Raw genomic sequence first — 18,717 nt, 5'->3', positions numbered from 1 at the left:
CGTATGCAGAAGGTTTTAAAGTTCGAGCCGATCTATAAGGAAAAAGTCTGGGGCGGTAGAAAACTAGAAACGGTTCTGGGACGTAAGATCCCTGCCGGAGATATCGGAGAATCCTGGGAGATTTCCGATTATGGCTCCGATCTTTCGATCGTGACCAACGGGGAATTCGCCGGAAAGACTTTCAGAGAAGTCTATCTTTCCCATCCGGATGCAATATTAGGAAAAGCTTTTGTAGGAAAGGAATTTCCTCTTCTGATCAAGCTGATCGACGCAAAAGAAAAATTATCCGTGCAAGTACATCCTGACGATGCGTACGCGGAGGAATTCGATCCGGACAGTTCCGGCAAGAAGGAAGCCTGGACGGTGCTCCAAGCGGATCCCGGTTCCAAATTAGTCTGCGGATTCTCCAGAAAAACGGATCGAGACGAGTTCTCTAAGTATGTAGAGACCAATCGAGTGGAAGAGATCCTAAACGAAGTTGAAGTAAAGGAACTGGATTCTTTTCTTTTGAACCCGGGCAGGATACACGCGATCGGAGGAGGCATTCTTCTGATGGAAGTGCAGCAGTCCTCCGACTCGACGTATAGAGTATACGATTATGGCCGTCCGAGAGAACTGCATTTGAAAAAGGCTCTGGATGTTTTGGATTATTCTTCTGCCGATCCGAAAGACAGATTGGTCCTGAAAAAGCTGCCCGGTTCTAATTGCGAAAGATCTTTACTCACTTCGAACGATAAGTTCAGAATGGAGATCCTGGAAACGAATTCTTCCGAAAGATTTTCCTTGCCTGCTTTTGCCCAAGAACCCGTATTTCATGTATTGATGGTCTTAGAAGGCAAATGCGACCTCGAAGGAATCGCATTACAAAAAGGAGATACTGTTCTTGTGACCGCTTTCGGGATCGAGAATGGGATCCAATGCAAGCCCCAAACTCCTCATTTAAGACTCGCATGGTCCGGACCGGGAACGGATTGGTCGGACAATCGTCCCGTATGAACGGTCCTAACGAATTCTCGGAAGAGCCTCTGCTTTGGGTGAGCGAGGCAGAGATCAAGAAGCAGAGACAGATCGCAAAGGATCTGCGCAAGACTCCTTGGTGGAAAAAGAAAAAGGCCGACGGTATTTGCTATTACTGCGGTAAGAAATTCCCGCCCGAAGAATTGACCATGGACCATCTCATCCCATTAGCCAAGGGCGGCAAGTCGATCAAGGCTAACTTAGTGCCTGCCTGTAAAGATTGCAATAACGCTAAGAAGAATAAACTTCCTTTCGAAGAATTCTAAATTACCTGGCAACGAGAACGACTACCAACAGTGAGAATGGTAGAACATCTCTAAAACGTATAGATCGCAGAAATCCGAATTCTTTTTATCCGCTAAGCAAGCCATCTCCAAGGGTTCGGAGATCTTTCTATCGCTAGCAGTCGCATGGCTGCAATCCGGTCTGCCTTCGTTGCAAGAAAGGCTCAGGCAAATCGAGATCGAACAGATGGTAATAAAAGATATATGCAAATTCTTTAAAGTATTCATTTTCTTTTACGAGGCTATTTGCGTTTTGTCTTTAGGTAGGTTTCGAAGAATTTGATCCAATCTTTGAAGAGGGAAGGTTTCCTGAGATAGGAATCGAACCCGATGGATTTAAAGGACTCTTCCGAGCCAGGGAGAGCGTGAGCCGTCCAAGCTACCAAATACGGTTTCTTTCCGGGGATCTCCTTGATCTTTTTCGCTACCGTCGTTCCGTTCATATCGGGAAGATCTATATCCAAAAAGACGATCTCGAAGGATTCTGTTTCTTCCAATCTGTCTAAAGCGTCTTTACCTGAGTTCAGACTTTCTACAGTCATTCCTAATTTAGAAAGCGTGTCTTGCGCAACCTTCCTGCAGAATTCCTGATCTTCTACTAACAATACTTTAATGTTCGGGAAGTTCGGGATAGGCGCCGGTTCCTCTTCCAATTCTTGTTTCTCGCCTTCTTCTTGCGGGAAAGGAAGTAAGAAGGAGAATCTTGATCCCTTGCCGGGGCTGCTCGTCAATCGGATGCTTCCTCCCATGAGCTCCACTAGTTTCTTGGAGATAGTGAGCCCTAGGCCGCTTCCTCCAAACTTTCTAGCTACGGAATTATCTCCTTGGATAAACGGTTCGAAAAGAAGAGAGGCCTGTTCTTTTTCGATTCCTACTCCGTTGTCCTCGACCCAGAACTCCAAGATTCGGGAGAAATTGTCTTCTCCAAAGAAACGAACTCCCAGAGAGACCTTTCCTCCGGAACCGGTGAATTTTACGGAATTACTCAGAAGGTTCAGGAGGACTTGTTGGATCCTGCTTTCGTCTCCCATAAAGATCCCTGGATGATGTTCCGGATAATCTATGTCTAAGAAGATCCGTTTTTCCTCTGCTCTTGCTTTGACTACCCTGGCTGCCTTTTGCAGTACAGCGAACGGATCGAAAGGGAGGATCTCCAAAGCGAAACGATGATTTTCTATTTTAGAAAGATCTAATAATTGATTTACCAGATGCAGAAGGTTCTCGCCCGAAGTCTGGATAATATCCGCGTATTCTTTCTGCTCCGGGTTCAAGGGAGTTTCCGAGAGAAGATTCGAAGTTCCCAAAAGTCCGTTTAGCGGAGTGCGGATCTCATGGCTCATCGTAGCCAAGAAATCGTATCTGTATTTTGCTTCGGATTCCGCTCTTTCCTTTTCTTCGGTAAGCAATTGGGTCCTGGACTCTACCTTCTTCTCCAATTCCACTTTTAGATCGTTTAGATTTCGGTTTGCGATCTGCAGCTCCTTTTGGGCTTGCTGAGAGGCTTCCAAGGCGAGAGCGAAGGAAGAAGAGAACCCCAGGTTACGTGAGAAGACGAAGAGTAGGATCGCAGGGGCTAAAATATAATGATTATTTAATATATATCTGGAAGCCAAGATGTCGTTCGCTCCGGCCACTAAGATACAGGCGATCCCGAGCAAAAACAATCTGGATCCTGGTCTTTTGTGCAGCACCGCTCTCGCAGAGCCCAGGAATACATAAGAGCCACTTAGAGCGGTAATGATCTGATAGGCAGTGATCAAATTCGCATAGATATGCACCGGAAAAGCCAATGCAGGAACTGCAAAAATACAAAGTATGACCCAGGAAAATAGTTCCGTTCTCTTATTAAAATCCTTTGGATAGGAAGTGGCGGAATAGGCAAGGAAGCCCGAGCACATTAGATATGTGCTGAGATATTCCAATCTATAGGAGATCTCCCATGGGATGTCCGGAAAAACGGAGTTGAACAATCGATTGCCGGTCAGAAAGAAGCGTAGAACGCCGGTAATAGAGAACAATGCGAAGTAAACGGAACTTCTTTCATTACGGGATCTCAGATAGACCATGATCTGATAGATCGCGAGTACGAGCATTGCGGAAGCGGTGGCAATCTCTACTCCTATTTCTGTATGATGTTCTCTTAATATAGTATCCGGAGTCCCCAATTTAGGAGGGAACCAAAGTCCTCCGTAGATATGTTGGAAATTGGAGATCTCAATATCCACTCTCTTGCTTTGTGCGGGAATATAGATCAGGCTCGTGCACAAGAATGGAACGGATCCTTCGGGGGTTTTGCTCACCTTTCCTACGGATCCTACCAAACGTCCGTCCACATACACCGAGTAAGCGGTTCCTTGGTCGGGCACACGGAGCATTAGATCCGAAGAATTTTCAGAAAGGGAAAGATTCAGTCTATACGTAGCAAACCCTTTGCCATCCGGAAAGAGAAGGGTTCCGTTTTTTTCGATCCCGTTCCATACATTCGGGATCGAGGTGAATAACGGCTCTATGGATTTGCCAGTCTCCGGTTCTGAGTCCATCAACTTGTACGGATAGATCTCCCATTCTCCCGAGAGTCGAGTAGGGTTCTGCGCATCCCAATTCTTTCCTTCGAACACACCTTTGCTGACTAGGTTAGGGTTCGTTTCGATCCGAGCGCAGTTCCAAAAGAGCACAGCGGAGCAGAGGAGGATTGGGAGGAGACACCTAAAATGCATAGAAGTTCGCTTACGAAGTATCATCTAATATGGCATCATCGAGTTTTCTGCAAGTATAGAACCGAAAATACGGCAGGTTACTCCTATAAAAGTTCAAATTTTCTCTTTGTCTACCCTTTACGGGAACTTGCTAGATTTTTAACGGACTTCCCCGGGTAAGATCCTGCCGATCTTTATTCCGGAGGGACGATCCTTTGCTAGAATCCTACGATAAAGAGACTGAGTCGGTCGAACATGAGGAACTTGGCGACGAAATTTTACATTTGCTCGACGAGGATGGGAATCCCTATGCTTTCGTTGTCGGAGAAGTTGTGGAGCTGGATGAGAACCAATATTTCTTACTCATACCTTCTTCGGAAGATGAGAAGGAGCTCGTGAATTTGGACGTGGGTTTCCTAAAAGGCGAAGAGAGCTTCGGATATTTTGCGGTAAAGATGGAAGCGGATGAGTTCGGAGAAGATCGTTTGGTAGAAGTCACAGATCCTAGAGAGTTAGAAGATCTTCTCTATGAATTGAATTCGGACGTGGTCTAATTCCCAAGATCAATTTTCTCTTTTACAAAATTGTGTAATGGATCCTAAAAAAGAATTCGCATAATTTTCGGTACGTCAGAATGTATTACAGTGGAGCTGCAATCTCTTAACTTCGAGTTTCAGATCTTAGCGCTGTCGAGTTTGATCATCCTCAGCATAGGCCTCTTGCGTGTTTCCACAAAATTCGGCATTCCTTCCCTTCTTATCTTCCTTACTATAGGCATGCTCGCAGGTTCCGACGGGATCCTGAAGATCTGGTTCACCGACGCAGACCTAACTCGGAAAGTAGGTTCGGTCGCTCTCGCATTCATCTTATTTTCCGGCGGATTAGAAACCGATTGGGAAAAAGTAAAACCCGTACTCTGGAAAGGGATATCTCTCGGAACCTTGGGTGTATTATTCACCTGCTTCTTCGTCGCCTTATTCGCGATCTATATTCTAGGATTCGATCCGATCATCGGATTCCTCTTAGGTGCAGTCGTATCTTCTACGGATGCGGCGGCGGTATTTAACGTACTTCGTACAAGCAATACCGGAATGAGAAAAGGACTGACTTCCTTATTAGAATTGGAGTCGGGAAGTAACGACCCTCTCGCAGTCTTGTTGACGACATCCGTTCTAGGATTCGTAGGAGCAAGCGCACCTTCTTGGGAAGTGTTAGCTTGGACGATCGTACAGCAATTTAGCTTAGGGATTATACTCGGACTTCTTCTCGGATATTGGATCTATCGAGGAATGAACAGGATCAAACTCGATTACGAAGGATTGTATCCGGTACTTCTTTCTGCTTCCGTACTATTTGTCTATGCTTCCACAGATCTGATCGGAGGAAACCCGTTCTTAGCGGTATACATCGCCGGGATCATCATAGGAAATAGATCCTTTGTTCATAAACGTAGTAATGTTCGGTTTATGGACGGGATTGCATGGTTGATGCAGATCGTGATGTTCCTCACCCTGGGACTCCTCGTATTTCCATCCAAGATGCCTTCTGTCGCTATCCTCGGGATCGCATTTTCCGTTTTTTTAATAGTCTTTGCGAGACCTGCCGCAGTCTTTTTATCTCTGATCGGGTTCAAGGTGGACTGGAGAGAAAAACTTCTGATCTCTTGGGTCGGCTTGAGAGGAGCGGCTCCGATTATCTTGGCGACCTTTCCGTTCGCAAAGCAGCTTCCAGAATCGGAAATGATCTTTCACTTGGTATTCTTTACCGTACTCACTTCTCTTTTACTCCAAGGGACCACGATCCCGTTTGCGGTTCAACTCTTAGGATTACAAGCAGCCTTGGAACAAAGAGCTTCTTATCCTTTCGAATTTGAGAACAAGGAACAGAGCGATACGCAACTCTTAGAATACATTGTTCCGTACGGTTCCGCATCCGTGGGTAAGTTCGTATACGAGTTGGATTTTCCGGAAAATTCTTTGATCACACTTATCTATCGCGGGGATTCTCACTTGGTGCCGACCGGTAAGACCAAGATGGAGGACGGAGACGTGCTTCTGGTGCTGACTCCCGAAGGTGCGGAGAAGAAGATCCGAGAGATCCTGTCCAGAATGGGGGAAAAAAAGGAAGCCTAAAGGCTTCTGCAATTTGGAATGTCCGGTTTTGATTGGAAGAAGAGCCTGATCAAACGTTCCTTTCTGGAACCGCTTGCCGTTCTTCTAATATTTACTTATTTATCCTTTCATAATGCTTGGTTGAGCGATGATTCGTTTATTAGTTTTCGGGTCCTGGATCATTTTGTGAACGGGTTCGGACTACGCTGGAATATTGCGGAGAGAGTGCAGGCATTCACAAATCCTCTCTTAGTCTTGCTGCTTTCTCCTTTTTATTATTCCTATCAGAATATAGTATTCTGGTCCTTTTTCAGTTCCTTTTGTTTCGGGCTAACGACCTTATATTTCTTAAGAAAAATGGCTGCCTCTTCGGTTGCCTATTGGATCGGGATCGGATTCCTATTCTCGTCTAGGTCCTTCGTGGATTATTCCTATTCGGGCCTAGAGAACTCTCTCAATTATCTGATAGAAGCGAGTTTCTTTTACCTATATTTCAAGAAAGAAGAAGATCCGAATTCCTCCAAGTTGCCAACCTTAGTGCTTCTTGCAAGTTTGGGATTGGTCTCTCGGATCGATTTTCTGCTCATCTTTCTTCTTCCGCTTATATTCCTCTTTGTGAAAGAATGGAAAGAGAGGAGGATAAATCCCACTTTCTTCTTTCGATTACTGATTTCCGCTTCTCCTGCAATTTTGTGGTTTTTATTCTCTGCAGTCTATTACGGATCCTTGCTTCCTAATACGTATTATTCCAAGACAAATGTAGCGGATTCGCTTTTTCATACATTGCGCCAAGGATCCAGATATTATTTCTACGAATTCAAATGGGACCCGATCGTTTTCTTATTCTTACCTACTGTGCTTCTTCTGCGCTCTATTTTAAAGAAGAAGGTCACATATTATTGGGCTGCATTGGGTTTTTCCCTTCCTTATTTAATCTATATACTCTTCGTCGGCGGGGATTTTATGGCGGGAAGGTTCTTCACTTATGTCATCCTTCTCTTTGGGATTGCCATCGTTCGAACAGAAAGTCTGGGGAAAAAGGAAATCTACCTTCTCTCTTCTATTTTAATTATCTATAATATAGCTCTTTCTTCCACTCCCATACATACGATCCGACAGCAGGCTAAGCAGAACCCTTGGCTCTTAGGCAGAGAAGAGATCGCAGACGAGAAGCTCTGGTACTATCCTGCAACCGGTCTGAGCTGGTATAAGAAGAGCGATTCCATTCTTTCGAACTTGGCAAAGAAGAAGCCTTTCTTTCCTCCGAGTCAGGAAAATGTATTTATCAAATACAATACCGGAGTCATCGGCTTCTTCCTCCCGACCGAATACATCATCGATATAGTGGCGCTCGGGGACCCGCTTCTAGCCCGCATCAAAGGAAAGGGAAGAGTAGGGCATAAGATCCGCCATCTTCCTCTGGGATATTTTGAGAGCGTGGGATCCGGGGAGAATCGGATCTCCGATCCACAGCTAAAAGAATATTATGATTCTATTATTCTTTTGACTCGAGGTGATCTGTTGGACGAGAGAAGATGGGGCGCATTCTGGGAGTTCCAATTCGGTTCCAAGAGGAAATATATAGGGCCGTATTCGATCGATGTGGATCGAGAGAAGAAAATGTGGGCCGAGGAAATCAGGAAGAAGAACCAGGGAATCAACGAGATATAGTTCAGTACCCTGTGGGAACTCTTGCGATTTTTCGGGTCGCGGCCCCCACCCGAGTAGGGTGGAGGAGGTGGGCTTGTGGGAGAAGCTCATCCCCTATATCACAAGAAATCTTTTTCGACAATCGATTTTTCGTCGCAACCTATGTGGGAACTGTTGTGAGATCATTGAAATATTCAAAAATAAGAATATTTTGTAAGTTCCTTTCGCTGTAAAAAAACGGAGAGCTTGAATAGATTTATAAATTTCTAATTAATCTTTCTCTATATCTAATTTAGTTTGATATAAAAATTTTAGATTTCTTTGTTTTGGAAAACAGACTAATTATGGAAAGCGAATAACGCTTTCCGGTTTCTGGATTTGTGTCGTTCATTCCTTCTCTATGTCATAAAACCCTATTGTACTTTTAATCGCGCGCTCCAATCGGAGGGTATGCAAACCGAATAAGCGAATTCGTATAGAAAGAGAATCTTTTAAAAAAGGTGCATACATGAAGAAGACCCGATATATTCCTTTGTTTCTATTTGCAGTGTTCTTTAGCTTGGCTTCCTCTTGCGGGGGCAGTTCTACGGACCCAACTGCCATGTCCGCATTTGTTTTGGGTGCTGTGAACTCCGGAAAATCGGGGGGTCCAACGACCTTACCTCAGAACGGTACTGCGGGCCCCGGAGAGCCGACAAATGCTCCTGAGTTGGATGATATTGCGATTACTAGTGTGGACGTCTATGACGGACCTGACAAGAAAGCTTACTTTGTTCCAAACTCTATTCATTTTCTTCAGCCTGTGCATTCCGGTACTGTGATTGCCGTGTTTATCGGACGGCAAAATCTGGCGTTACTCCCGGACGATACGACCGTTATAAATTCTCTCGAATCTTGGACAATGACCTCCGGGCAATTGGAAAAACCGAACCATTTTCCTCTGCCTGTCTTTGGGCCGGTAGATACAAAACTGAAAATCCTGGTGATCGCAAAGAACGAGTTCGGGATCTCAACCAAAGAGATCCAAGTTGCGCAATCTCATTTTTGCACGGGGGCCGCGGTCCTTCCTGCTACGATCGGCGATTGCAACGGGCATTGCATAGAAGCAAGCATGAGTGGGAATTCGTTGCAGCTCAAGGCGAAGCAAGTACTGAATAGTACGGAAGCGGTTTATCTTTATACGGATGTTTCGTCGGAGTCCGCAACTAGCTCGTCTCCGATGTCACCTCTTGGTATATTAGAACTCTTTAATGATGATGATTCTGTGATTGCTTCGGGAAATTACGAGGCAAATACTACTTTAGACATCGGAACAACTGATGCAATGTGCACTCGAGCGAATTCCTTTTCGTTTGCGATTCGGGAAGACGGAAGTTACGTTACGATCGAGAATTTGGCCGGGAAGGTAATGCTCCCTCCGAATCCGAATTAGGATCTAACGATCAGAGAAATGGAGCCATTCTTTCTACAAGGATCCTTCTGTTGTCTCCTGTTTGTAGAGAGATGATCCCTCGGATGATCGCCTGCCTTCTTCTGTTACGAGCGAATGCCCAGGTGCGCAGGCGATTTGCTAGGGGAAAGTAGGCCAAGTTTGCAAAAGCGATCCCGTAGAAAGTAGCGATAAATGCGGTTGCGATCCCCTCTCCTAATGCTCTCGTGCCCGCATTCAGATTTTCTAATACACTCACGAGTCCCATCACGGTTCCGATAATCCCGATAGTAGGGGAAAATCCTCCTGCGGTTTCCAGGATCTTTGCGGAACGGATCTCTTTTTCTTCCATTCCTTCTGCGGCTTCGAATAGGATCTCTTCGACCGCTCTTGGGTCCGTTCCATCCACGATGAGTTGGATCCCTTTTCGCAAGAAGGAATCGGGAACTCCTGTGAGTTGGTCTTCGAGAGATAGGAGCCCGTTCTTGCGAGCCTTCTCCGCGAAGTCCAAGAATAGATCGGAGAGAGAGAATTCCCTTTTAGGGAATAATGATTCTCTTAAATGTAGAATGAGACCCGCAAATTCTTCGGGCGTATAGCTCGCATAGGTCGCTCCCGCAGTTCCACCCAGGATCAAAATGAGTGCGGAGAGTTTCAGAAAGGAAAGGAAATGCGCTTCTTCCAAGAGGATCGCCAACAGCACGGAGGCGAATGCAGCGAGTAAACCGATGATGGCAGAACGCATGAGAGCAATATTCGATAAATTATGTCTTCAGGACAAGCGATTATCAAGATCGGGTCCGGGGTTCGAAGCAAGTGATTCCCCGGAGAGGGGGTAGCGAAAGACGCGGAACGCGGCTGAAGCGAGGGGGAGGCATCCCCCTTGAAAAAAATAGAGGACGGTTCGTCCCATCCCCTTGTAAGAAAGTGAAAATTCGCAGTGGAAGCACTCTAGCCAGGGAGGCTTGGAGTCCATCCGATTTAGAATATCGGATTTCGAAGTGGGGACCTTAGGGAGGCCCCGAATTTTTTAGCTTTTGCCCAGGATTAATTTCAGGATGGAAAATAAGGTCCCGGAATGATGCGGTGCAAAACCCATTGACTTTTTGACCCCTCCTGAAATTTTTGTCCCAAATGCTCACAGTCGTCACGTTTCTCTTTTTGGCAATTTACGCCCTGGATATCCTGGGATTATTCTTTTTTGGGATTCACACGTATATCATGGTGTATTTGTATCGAAAGTACAACACCAATTGCGACACTGATCCGAGCAGAAATCTCTCCTTAGATGACCCGAATCTTCCGGTTGTCACTGTCCAGCTTCCTATTTTCAACGAATTCTACGTTGTGGACCGTTTGATCGACTCCACAATCGCTCTCAAGTATCCTAAGGACAAACTTGAGATCCAAGTTCTGGACGATTCTACCGACGAAACCATTCAAAAAGCAGCTTCCTTGGTCGCAAAATACAAGGCTCAAGGCTTCGATATCCATCATTTACACAGAACGAACCGTGTAGGTCACAAAGCGGGCGCTCTGGACGAAGGGATGAGAGTTTCCAAAGGCGAATTCATCGCTATCTTCGATGCGGACTTTGTTCCGGATCCTGACTTCCTTCTCAAGACTATGGCTTATTTCGATGATCCTCAGACCGGAATGGTCCAGGCTCGTTGGGGTCATATCAACGCAAATTATAATATTCTTACAAAGGCACAAAGCTTCGGTATCGACGGTCACTTCATGATCGAGCAGGTAGCGAGAAATGGAGCCAAACTCTGGATGAATTTCAACGGGACCGCCGGTACCTGGAGAAAGAAAACCATCGAGGACGCTGGCGGTTGGGAGCACGATACTCTGACCGAAGACTTCGATCTTTCCTATAGAGCCGAGTTGAGAGGCTGGAAATTCCGTTATTTCAAAGATGTGGTTTGCCCTGCAGAGATCCCTGCGATGATGTCCGCTTACAAGTCCCAACAGTTCCGTTGGTGCAAGGGATCCATCCAAACCGCAGTGAAACTTCTTCCTCGTATCTGGAAGGCGGATCTTCCTTGGAAAACCAAGGCTGAGGCCGTGACCCACTTGATCAATTATTCCGTTCACCCATTGATGATCGTGAACATCCTATTCAGTGCTCCTCTCCTTTTGATGGAATACTGGTCCGGATTCAGCTTCTATGATCTTCCATTAGAAGTGCTTTCCGGAACGGCAGCGGTGCTCTCTATCGGGTCCGTTGGTCCGCTTTTCTTCTACGCATATTCCCAAAAGACCTTATACAAGGACTGGAAAAAGAGATTGGTGTATCTTCCCATTCTCATCATGATCGGGACCGGGATCGCGATCGTAAATACCAGAGCTTGGTTAGAGGCTGTTCTTGGGATCCAATCTTCCTTCAAGAGAACTCCTAAACTCAGAATTGAGAAGGATTCAGACTCTTTAAAAGAAAGATTAAAATACACCGTGCCTTTGGATTTCCATGTAGTATTGGAGTTCCTACTCGGTTGCTATTGCGTATTCTCAGTTGCACTCTCCTTCTTAGTGGGACGTCCTTATATCGTGGGCTTCCTACTGATTTACGGGATCGGTTTCTTCTTCGTTTCCTTCAAATCTTTCCAAGAAGCATCTTGGAAATACAAGGAATCCAGAAACAGCTCTCCGGAAGAGATCCCTCAGGAAGCCTGACAGGCTTCCGAAAGGCGAGAAACGGGTTGACTCCCTGCGTTCTCGCCTAAATCTGTCAAATACCCCAGGAAACAGGATAACCGATGAGCGAGAAAGTCTATTGCGCCAACTGCCTGCATTGCGTAACCGTCAGGCAGTATGAATCCGAGGCGGACAAATACATCCTCCGGGTCAAATGTACCAAGAAAAAATGGTCCAAACGTTCCGGCGAAGAGAAGTTATATAAGTACTTCACCGTGGCTCGCCGTATGCAAACTGATTGCGAGTTCTACGAGCCGATGGGAGAGATCCTTCCTTATATCAAAAATTTAAAGAAAGAACTTCCTATCAAAGACGAAATCTACATGGTTAAGTCGCCTAACTAAAAAGGGCATTGTTCGCAAAACCGTTCCTCCTCCAACCCAGGACCGTAAAAGAGACGGGAAATCGCAAAACGGTCCTGGACGAACCCTATACACTTTTCCCGGACCGAGACGCCCTATTACTTAAGGATTTTCCGGTTCGGGTAAAAGTAGGGGACTCCCTCTACAAACAAAGTTCCGGCATCGTTCTTTCTCCTGTGAATGGGATCGCTTCCTTAGAACATAGCGAAGAAGGATCCAAGATCCGTATCGTACAAGACGGGAATTTCGTGGGCTCCAAGCCTTGGGTCTCTAGAACATTACAAAAAGATGAAGTTCTGGAAACTATGGACAGGCTGGGACTGGTGAGTCTGGATTTTCCAGAGCATTCCCTCTCTGCTTATTTCAAATCCAAGACAAAAACGAAACTCATCCTTCTTTCTCCCTTTACTAAGACCCAGGATGTGGACTTTCTCTCCGAGCTGAAAAAGAGCCAGGATTGCCATTCTTCTTTTCTGCAAGTGCTGCAGTCCATGTTTCCGGAAGCGAAGATCAAGGATTATATCTTCGGACTAAAACCTCCGATCAAGAACTACTCGTATCCTTGGGGGATCCCGGAATACTTCGCCAGCCAGACGGAGAAACTTTCCTTCTCTCGGATCGGAGAAGTATTGTATCTAGGCCCGGAAACATTATATAATCTTTATAGAGCTTTATTCGCGGATTTCCCGTTCATAGAAAGAGAGATCGCTCTCTATTTCTTAGGAAAGAACGGAGGTCTTCGTAAGTCCGGATCCACGATCCGCATTCGCAACGGTCAAAGCCTAAAGTTCTTATTCGAGGATTTCGGTTCTCAGTATTCTAATTTCACGGTAAACTCATTCTATGAAAAGAATCCGGTCCGGGAGGTGCAGAAGGGTTTTTACTGGGATATCAGACAGCATTATTCTTTGATCTTCTTAACTCATTACGAATCCCAAAGAAGGGAATTCCCTTGTGTGGAATGTGGGGAATGTTCCTTAAACTGCCCGACTAAGGCGAATCCGATGGCTCTTGTTTCCAGTTTCGGGAATTTCCAAGCCGGACTCTGTATGGAATGTGGGATTTGCACTTTTCTCTGTCCTTCCACTATCTCTCTTCGGGATAGGATCCGAAATTGGAAGGAGGCGAATCATGGCTTTTAGTTATGTTCTTTCCACGCAAAACGGGTTCTTTCGCCGCAAGGATCTGCTGTTTCCGGATATTTTGTTCACGGTGATCTCTGTCTTTTTGCTTACGATCGGCTCGGGTGGTTCCTATTATCTACTCGCTCCGATCCTTGCGGGGATTTCCTTTGGGGCTCTCGCTTATTTTCTATTAGCCGGCGGTAAGTCCTATATTCTGTATTGGTTGAATCATGCGCTGGCATTCTCCCTTCTTCTTCCCAGAGACTCCAGATATCTTTTGCAGGCGATCTTGGCTCAGGCGATCGGGCTTGGGATTTGGTGGGTGGGCGAAAATCGGCTCAAAGTCAGATTTCCTCTTTCCATTCTTCAATTTCTGATTTTCTTAATATTCTATTTACTTCCTGGGATCGACGGTTGGATCTCCTATCCTGGTTTCGGATTTCGGGAAAATTCCTATTCGGATCTGTATACTGTAGGATTTGCCGGATCGGAACTTCTTCCTGCGTTCCGTTTTTCCGCTTTGGAAGCGAGCGGAGGCTTTGGGATCCTGTTCCTTCTTCCTTTATTACTAAAACGCAATTTGGCGGTGTTCTTGCCTTTGGTTTTCGGACTTCTTTTGTCTTTATGGTCGTATTCTTCCGGAATTCCAGGATGGGAAACTGTCTCCGGTCCGGTTTGGTCGGGAAGTTTTGCGTTCTTGCTTCTGTTGAATTTACCGGGAAGAAATACAGGCTCACTTTTGCCTCTTTCTTTTTTAGCATTAGCTCCGATTGGGCTCGGGATTTTTTTTCTTCCCGCCTCTTATGTTCCTACATTCCTGTGGGTATCTTCGTTTTTTTTCATTGAATCCCTCCTGATTCGTATTTTCCTAGGAGATAGGATAGAGAGGCATGAACCAGCTCCTCGCTTTACTTAAGCCCGAGACTGTAATTTTTGAAATAGAAGGTTCCGCCAAGGAAGAAGTGATCAATCAACTTCTCCAAAAGGCCGTCGACTCCGGACTCATCTCCGGAGAGGACAGAGAACCAGTGTACGAATCTCTAATGGCGAGAGAAAAGTCCATGTCCACTGGGATAGGAAGCGGTGTCGCTATCCCACATTGCTCGGTCAATCTGGTGGACGAGCTCAAATGCGTGATGGGGCTCTCTCGAAAGGGCATCGACTTCGACGCAATTGACCATCTTCCCGTTCATATCTTCATTTTACTGATCGTCCCCAAATCCAAATTCCAAGAACATATCAAGACCCTGGCCCAGATCGCTAAGACCCTTAACGTAAAAGAGGACAGGGAGAAATTGATCCTCGCGCAAAATTTCGAAGATATCCGGAAAGCTTTCTCGGCTTGAGGAAGGGATTTTGTTGGAAGAAGCCAAGCGATTCCTAGTATTTGCGGTATTTCTTTCCGCAATCGCTGTCTTCTTTTCTCAACTTCGCTCCGTGAATAAGGAATTTTTGCAGGCGGATTCAGGCATTCAGCAAGAAGATTCCAGAGAATTTTCCCAGAAAGATGGCTTTGCATATCTGTATCTTTCCTTTTGGAAAGGGCTTCTCACCTTCGATCTAGGGAAGACGGAGTCCGGAGACCCTGTTCTTTCTCATTTGCTCTCCCGATTTTGGCCCACTCTTCATTTGGCGGGATTTGCTATTTTTGTGGGAACTGTTTTCTCGGTTGGACTCGCTCTCTTATCTCATTTAAAGCCTTTCTCTTTTTTAGGAGGCTTGTTTAGTTTCTTAAGCCAGCTTATCCTATCCACTCCCATCTTCGTGGTGGCTGTATTTCTTCTGATCCTTTTCTTTTTGGTCCTAGGATGGTTGCCTCCCGGCGGATACGAACCCGGGAATACCGCCTATGTGATCCTGCCCGGGATCGCTCTCGGTTCCAGGGTATTCGCAAGGATCTACCTATTCGCAACCAAGTTAGCCGACACAGAGGAAAGGTCCGCGTATGTAAACGTCCTTAAGGCAAGAGGTTATTCGGAATATAGGATCTTATTCAAGCATATACTCATCAAGATCTCTCCCGTTCTTTTGATCTTGGTGCTACTTGACTTAAGTTCCCTTCTTTCCGGTGCAATCGTAGTCGAAGAGATCTTCTTTTTTCCGGGGATTGGAAAGTCCATGTACCATGCGATCCGCACCATGGATTCCGCACTTCTTGCGGCGTTGTTGTTCTATAGCGGAACGGTCTTCTATATTTTGACTAGGATCTCGGAACGGATCAGAGATCGACTCCTAGGTTGGGAAGCAGGGGCTGCATGAAGGCAACGGATTATTTTCGTTGGACTGCGATCTTCGTCTATCTGGCGTTAGTCGCTTGGGGAATATTCGCAAATCCACCGCCTATCTTTGTGAATTTGAATGAGTCCTTTCTTTCTCCTTCTTGGAGTTTTCCGTTCGGAAAGGATCGTTTAGGCAGGGACGTATTCTCTATGTTCGCGTATGGAAGTCTTGCCACCTTCCTATTTGCGTTCCCTGCAAGGATACTCACTCTTCTTGCGGCTTCGTCGATCGCATTTCTTGCCTACTCCAGTCCGTTTGCAAAGAAGAATGTGCTGACTCCATTGTCTTCTGTGTTTGTTTCGCTTCCTTCTTTGCTATTGGCCTTACTCGTGGTCCAGGTCTTTGGTTCCGGACCAATCCCTTTATTCATTGCGATCCTGCTCGGAGATTGGGCACAAGCCTACGAAACCTTAAGAGCAAAGATAGAAGAGGTAAGCACGAGCGGATATGCGTTAGTCGCTTCTTGCTTTGGAGCGAGCAAGGGATATGTGTTTCGAGAACATCTTCTTCCCCAAACATTTCAGATCTTGGGAGTGCTATTGACCACGGGACTTCCTTCCGTAGTGATGACCTTGGCCATCTTCGGGTTCTTGGGGATTTCGGCGGGAGGAGAGAGCTTTGGGCCAGGGCTCGGAGAACAGATTGCCTTTTCTAAGGATTATGCTCAGATAGCACCTTGGTCCTTGGTGTTTCCTACATTGGGAATCTTAGGGCTCGTATTTACCGTAGGAGGGAAGAGATCTTGAGATCCGGAGCTTGCAAAAGGATCTCCGCACTAGTGGTCCTTCTTTCCTTATTTCCATTGGCGATCTTTGGGCCGGTGTATGGAATCGACGAGTATTATCGCTTCCAAGAGCTTTCTTCTCCGGAAAGGATACAATTTGAGAAGGAAAGAAAGTTATGCATCTTTCCTCTTCGCAATTTATCCGGAGATAAGAATATCGATTTTTATTCCGCAGGATATGCATCTGTGCTTTATTCCGGTCTGAAATCTCTCGTGCAAGTGTATGACGAATCTTTGATCCCAAAGAGTATACAATATGCATACGGAACTCAAACGGAAAGTACAAGGATCCGAGAAGGGGAATGGGACGCGAAGAAGTTGGAGAAGCTGAGAAAAGGGGAATATAACCTTACTACTTCTCGCGACCCAAGATACCTTTCCTTAAAAGTGCAGCCTTATGAAGGGGAGGTCGCTCCCGACGAAGGATTCATCATACCTGTTTCCCGTAAGTTCGATTGCTTCTATGCGATCTACGGAGAATTTGAGAAGAAGGGAACGGATGAGATCCGTATCCAGATCCGGCTCAGATCCTCCAAAGACGGATCCAAAAAAGAATTCTCCCATAAAACAAGCGTTAGGCGCTCCTACCAAGAACTAGGTTCCATTATAGAAGAGCTCCGAAAAACCCTCTTGGGGAAAACAACCCAAACCCTAAGCGTTAAAACAAGCCAACAATACGATAGCTTAGTCTTTTTGGATGGGAATTATATAGGAAAGACGCCTCTTAGAAGGACGGACATCTTAGCAGGAGTCCATGACGTGCGGGTGACCAAGAACGGATTCGAGGATTGGATCGGGCAGGTGGACCTGAGAGAAGGTCCTAAAGAACTGAATATACCATTAGAAAAAGATAAAAAAGAAGGATTGATCACCGTAACATCCGAGCCATCCGGAGCAAAGGTGTATCTGGGCTCCGAGTATTTGGGGACTACGCCGTTGGAAAAAGTCCCGGTCAAAACAGGCTGGAACAGGATCCGATTTTCCTTAGACGAATATGTAGATAAGTTCAAAGGGGTGGAGATCAAAAAGGGAGAAGTTACGGAGGCATTTGCAAAACTAAGACTGGGGGATTCGGTATCCTACTATAAAAACAAGAAGTACTTATTCTTGGACCATACCTACGATGACTTTGCGGTCTATTCCCTCTATGGAACTCTTTTCTTTTATGCGGGTTATTATTATTTCAATTATAGAGCCGACCAAGCCTTCGAGAGCATTCGACCCACGGTTACAGTTACAAATCTAGTAGGGTTGGAAAGCTTGGCTCAATCCTCGCCGAACCAACAGACTTTCTTCATGTCCTATTTGTACCAGGAACACGTATACCGGCACGCAAGAAGCGAATTCAACTACTACCGTTCCTTGAGCGGAAACTTTGGAAGAAGAACCGGGGTCCAGGGCGGCCTCATGTTGGATGCCATGGGCCTCATGCTCGCGTTAACCGTCACATTCTATGCTCTCGGCCTTGATTCGGAAACGGTAGAGGTCGGAACTGCTCCCGTGAAAACCGTTCCTTCTTATGTGAAAGTATACGACAATCAGTATGAGATGGAATCTTTTGCTAAGTTCAAGATGAGATTCTGACTAGTCGTCCAAGCCCTTCCCCTTTAGGATCTTAGGTATAAACTTTTCTACCCTAGCTTCGCGAGTCTTGGGCTGCTTTGCCGCCGAGAAATGAAGAATATACGCTCTTTGGCGTCCAGGAGTCAACGCGTCAAAAGCAGCCTTTAGCTTAGGAACCTCATCCAGCTTGCTTAAGAATTCTTCCGGGATTGAATACTCGGCCGTCTTTTTGAAAGTCACTTTTTTGCCGGACTTCTCTACTTCGATCGCTTCTTTGATATAGGATTTGATCGCAGTCTTTAGTTTTACGATCTCTTTCAAATTGGTGAACCGGATCTGTCGCGCGGACTGCACGTTCTCTGTTTGTTGGACGAGGATGCCTTTGGGATCCTTTAATAAAGCGCCTTTGAAAAGTAAAAGAGCGCAGTATTCCTTAAAACCATGGATCAGAACAATATTCGCTTTCTCTAAAGAGTAGCAAGGCTGTCCCCATTTCAATTCTTCGGACAGTCCGCATTGGAGAATGATCTCTCGTAACGCTTTGAATTCCTTTTGCCATTTCTCTTCTTTCGCTAAAAATATATCTACTTTTGGATTTGTTTTGTTCATGGATGGATGCTCTGTTTCTGTCGGTGATTGAAGTGTCAGTATTTTTCTTTTTAGCGGACCTCGGCTAGTTTGCCAATAATTTTTGAAGGGGGTTGGGGTGAGGGGAGG

At 45.8% G+C, this 18,717-nt stretch carries 17 protein-coding genes; 14 read left to right on the top strand and 3 right to left on the bottom strand.

From position 1 onward, the window contains the following. The first annotated feature begins 3 nt into the window (after positions 1-3). The gene (locus tag EHO57_RS09380) at positions 4-996 is read left to right on the top strand and encodes a type I phosphomannose isomerase catalytic subunit (protein WP_135698315.1); all 993 of its coding nucleotides are present in this window, start codon (positions 4-6) and stop codon (positions 994-996) included. Beyond that, entirely contained in the window at positions 993-1,283 is a 291-nt protein-coding gene (locus EHO57_RS09375) for an HNH endonuclease (protein ID WP_135646469.1), read from the top strand. Before EHO57_RS09380 ends, EHO57_RS09375 begins: the two co-directional genes overlap by 4 nt. Before the next feature lie 260 nt (positions 1,284-1,543). Here EHO57_RS09375 and EHO57_RS09370 read toward each other — a convergent pair whose 3' ends face one another. Continuing rightward, positions 1,544-3,919 (bottom strand): ATP-binding protein, encoded by a 2,376-nt coding sequence (locus EHO57_RS09370; RefSeq protein ID WP_246050627.1) that lies wholly within the window; start codon positions 3,917-3,919, stop codon positions 1,544-1,546. Between the two features lie 293 nt (positions 3,920-4,212). Between EHO57_RS09370 and EHO57_RS09365 the strand changes: the two genes are divergently transcribed. From EHO57_RS09365 to EHO57_RS09350, 4 genes are all read left to right on the top strand, one after another. After that, positions 4,213-4,551, top strand: coding sequence for a DUF1292 domain-containing protein (locus tag EHO57_RS09365; RefSeq protein ID WP_135646468.1), 339 nt, complete (start codon positions 4,213-4,215; stop codon positions 4,549-4,551). Positions 4,552-4,647: 96 nt separating this feature from the next. Beyond that, positions 4,648-6,129 carry a potassium/proton antiporter gene (locus EHO57_RS09360; RefSeq protein ID WP_167882306.1) on the top strand — a complete coding sequence of 494 codons (1,482 nt, stop codon included), beginning with the start codon at positions 4,648-4,650 and terminating at the stop codon, positions 6,127-6,129. An 18-nt stretch (positions 6,130-6,147) separates the two neighbouring features. Beyond that, positions 6,148-7,779: a hypothetical protein gene (locus EHO57_RS09355; RefSeq protein ID WP_135646466.1), complete on the top strand. Its 1,632-nt coding sequence runs from the start codon at positions 6,148-6,150 to the stop codon at positions 7,777-7,779. A gap of 487 nt (positions 7,780-8,266) precedes the next feature. Continuing rightward, positions 8,267-9,190: a hypothetical protein gene (locus tag EHO57_RS09350; RefSeq protein WP_135646465.1), complete on the top strand. Its 924-nt coding sequence runs from the start codon at positions 8,267-8,269 to the stop codon at positions 9,188-9,190. Positions 9,191-9,200: 10 nt separating this feature from the next. Here EHO57_RS09350 and EHO57_RS09345 read toward each other — a convergent pair whose 3' ends face one another. Continuing rightward, positions 9,201-9,932, bottom strand: a complete 732-nt coding sequence (locus EHO57_RS09345) for a motility protein A (RefSeq protein WP_135646464.1) — start codon at positions 9,930-9,932, stop codon at positions 9,201-9,203. 389 nt (positions 9,933-10,321) lie between these two features. On the opposite strand from EHO57_RS09345, the gene EHO57_RS09340 reads away from it, so the two are divergent. The 8 genes from EHO57_RS09340 to EHO57_RS09305 all read left to right on the top strand — a co-directional run bounded on the left by EHO57_RS09340 (position 10,322) and on the right by EHO57_RS09305 (position 18,021). Beyond that, positions 10,322-11,866 (top strand): cellulose synthase family protein, encoded by a 1,545-nt coding sequence (locus EHO57_RS09340; protein ID WP_135646463.1) that lies wholly within the window; start codon positions 10,322-10,324, stop codon positions 11,864-11,866. Between the two features lie 83 nt (positions 11,867-11,949). Continuing rightward, positions 11,950-12,231: a hypothetical protein gene (locus EHO57_RS09335; RefSeq protein WP_010414765.1), complete on the top strand. Its 282-nt coding sequence runs from the start codon at positions 11,950-11,952 to the stop codon at positions 12,229-12,231. An 8-nt stretch (positions 12,232-12,239) separates the two neighbouring features. Further along, positions 12,240-13,391, top strand: coding sequence for an oxidoreductase (locus EHO57_RS09330; protein ID WP_135646462.1), 1,152 nt, complete (start codon positions 12,240-12,242; stop codon positions 13,389-13,391). Then, positions 13,381-14,289, top strand: a complete 909-nt coding sequence (locus tag EHO57_RS09325) for a hypothetical protein (RefSeq protein WP_135646461.1) — start codon at positions 13,381-13,383, stop codon at positions 14,287-14,289. Before EHO57_RS09330 ends, EHO57_RS09325 begins: the two co-directional genes overlap by 11 nt. Continuing rightward, a complete protein-coding gene (locus tag EHO57_RS09320; protein WP_135646460.1) occupies positions 14,264-14,719 on the top strand; it encodes a PTS sugar transporter subunit IIA in 456 nt (151 codons plus the stop codon). The genes EHO57_RS09325 and EHO57_RS09320 overlap by 26 nt, the downstream gene beginning before the upstream one ends. A 10-nt stretch (positions 14,720-14,729) precedes the next feature. Continuing rightward, on the top strand, positions 14,730-15,632 hold the full coding sequence (locus tag EHO57_RS09315) for an ABC transporter permease subunit (RefSeq protein WP_135646459.1): 903 nt from the start codon (positions 14,730-14,732) through the stop codon (positions 15,630-15,632). Beyond that, positions 15,629-16,399: an ABC transporter permease subunit gene (locus EHO57_RS09310; protein WP_135646458.1), complete on the top strand. Its 771-nt coding sequence runs from the start codon at positions 15,629-15,631 to the stop codon at positions 16,397-16,399. Before EHO57_RS09315 ends, EHO57_RS09310 begins: the two co-directional genes overlap by 4 nt. Continuing rightward, positions 16,396-18,021: a PEGA domain-containing protein gene (locus EHO57_RS09305; protein WP_135646457.1), complete on the top strand. Its 1,626-nt coding sequence runs from the start codon at positions 16,396-16,398 to the stop codon at positions 18,019-18,021. The genes EHO57_RS09310 and EHO57_RS09305 overlap by 4 nt, the downstream gene beginning before the upstream one ends. On the opposite strand, the gene EHO57_RS09300 is transcribed toward EHO57_RS09305, so the two are convergent. Continuing rightward, on the bottom strand, positions 18,022-18,609 hold the full coding sequence (locus EHO57_RS09300) for a YdeI/OmpD-associated family protein (RefSeq protein WP_135646456.1): 588 nt from the start codon (positions 18,607-18,609) through the stop codon (positions 18,022-18,024). Positions 18,610-18,717 lie beyond the last annotated feature (108 nt).

This window comes from Leptospira langatensis (assembly GCF_004770615.1).
Classification (GTDB): Bacteria; Spirochaetota; Leptospiria; order Leptospirales; family Leptospiraceae; genus Leptospira_B; species Leptospira_B langatensis.
Note: the sequence above shows the minus strand (reverse complement) of the source record. Positions and strands in the feature narration are given on the sequence as shown.

Bases quoted from the DNA above. Each gene is read 5' to 3' on its own strand.
- EHO57_RS09350 (WP_135646465.1), top strand. From the start codon at position 8,267: ATGAAGAAGACCCGATATATTCCTTTGTTTCTATTTGCAGTGTTCTTT.
- EHO57_RS09300 (WP_135646456.1), bottom strand. From the start codon at position 18,609: ATGAACAAAACAAATCCAAAAGTAGATATATTTTTAGCGAAAGAAGAG.
- EHO57_RS09380 (WP_135698315.1), top strand. From the start codon at position 4: ATGCAGAAGGTTTTAAAGTTCGAGCCGATCTATAAGGAAAAAGTCTGG.
- EHO57_RS09345 (WP_135646464.1), bottom strand. From the start codon at position 9,932: ATGCGTTCTGCCATCATCGGTTTACTCGCTGCATTCGCCTCCGTGCTG.
- EHO57_RS09375 (WP_135646469.1), top strand. From the start codon at position 993: ATGAACGGTCCTAACGAATTCTCGGAAGAGCCTCTGCTTTGGGTGAGC.
- EHO57_RS09325 (WP_135646461.1), top strand. From the start codon at position 13,381: ATGGCTTTTAGTTATGTTCTTTCCACGCAAAACGGGTTCTTTCGCCGC.
- EHO57_RS09310 (WP_135646458.1), top strand. From the start codon at position 15,629: ATGAAGGCAACGGATTATTTTCGTTGGACTGCGATCTTCGTCTATCTG.
- EHO57_RS09340 (WP_135646463.1), top strand. From the start codon at position 10,322: ATGCTCACAGTCGTCACGTTTCTCTTTTTGGCAATTTACGCCCTGGAT.
- EHO57_RS09335 (WP_010414765.1), top strand. From the start codon at position 11,950: ATGAGCGAGAAAGTCTATTGCGCCAACTGCCTGCATTGCGTAACCGTC.
- EHO57_RS09320 (WP_135646460.1), top strand. From the start codon at position 14,264: ATGAACCAGCTCCTCGCTTTACTTAAGCCCGAGACTGTAATTTTTGAA.
- EHO57_RS09355 (WP_135646466.1), top strand. From the start codon at position 6,148: ATGTCCGGTTTTGATTGGAAGAAGAGCCTGATCAAACGTTCCTTTCTG.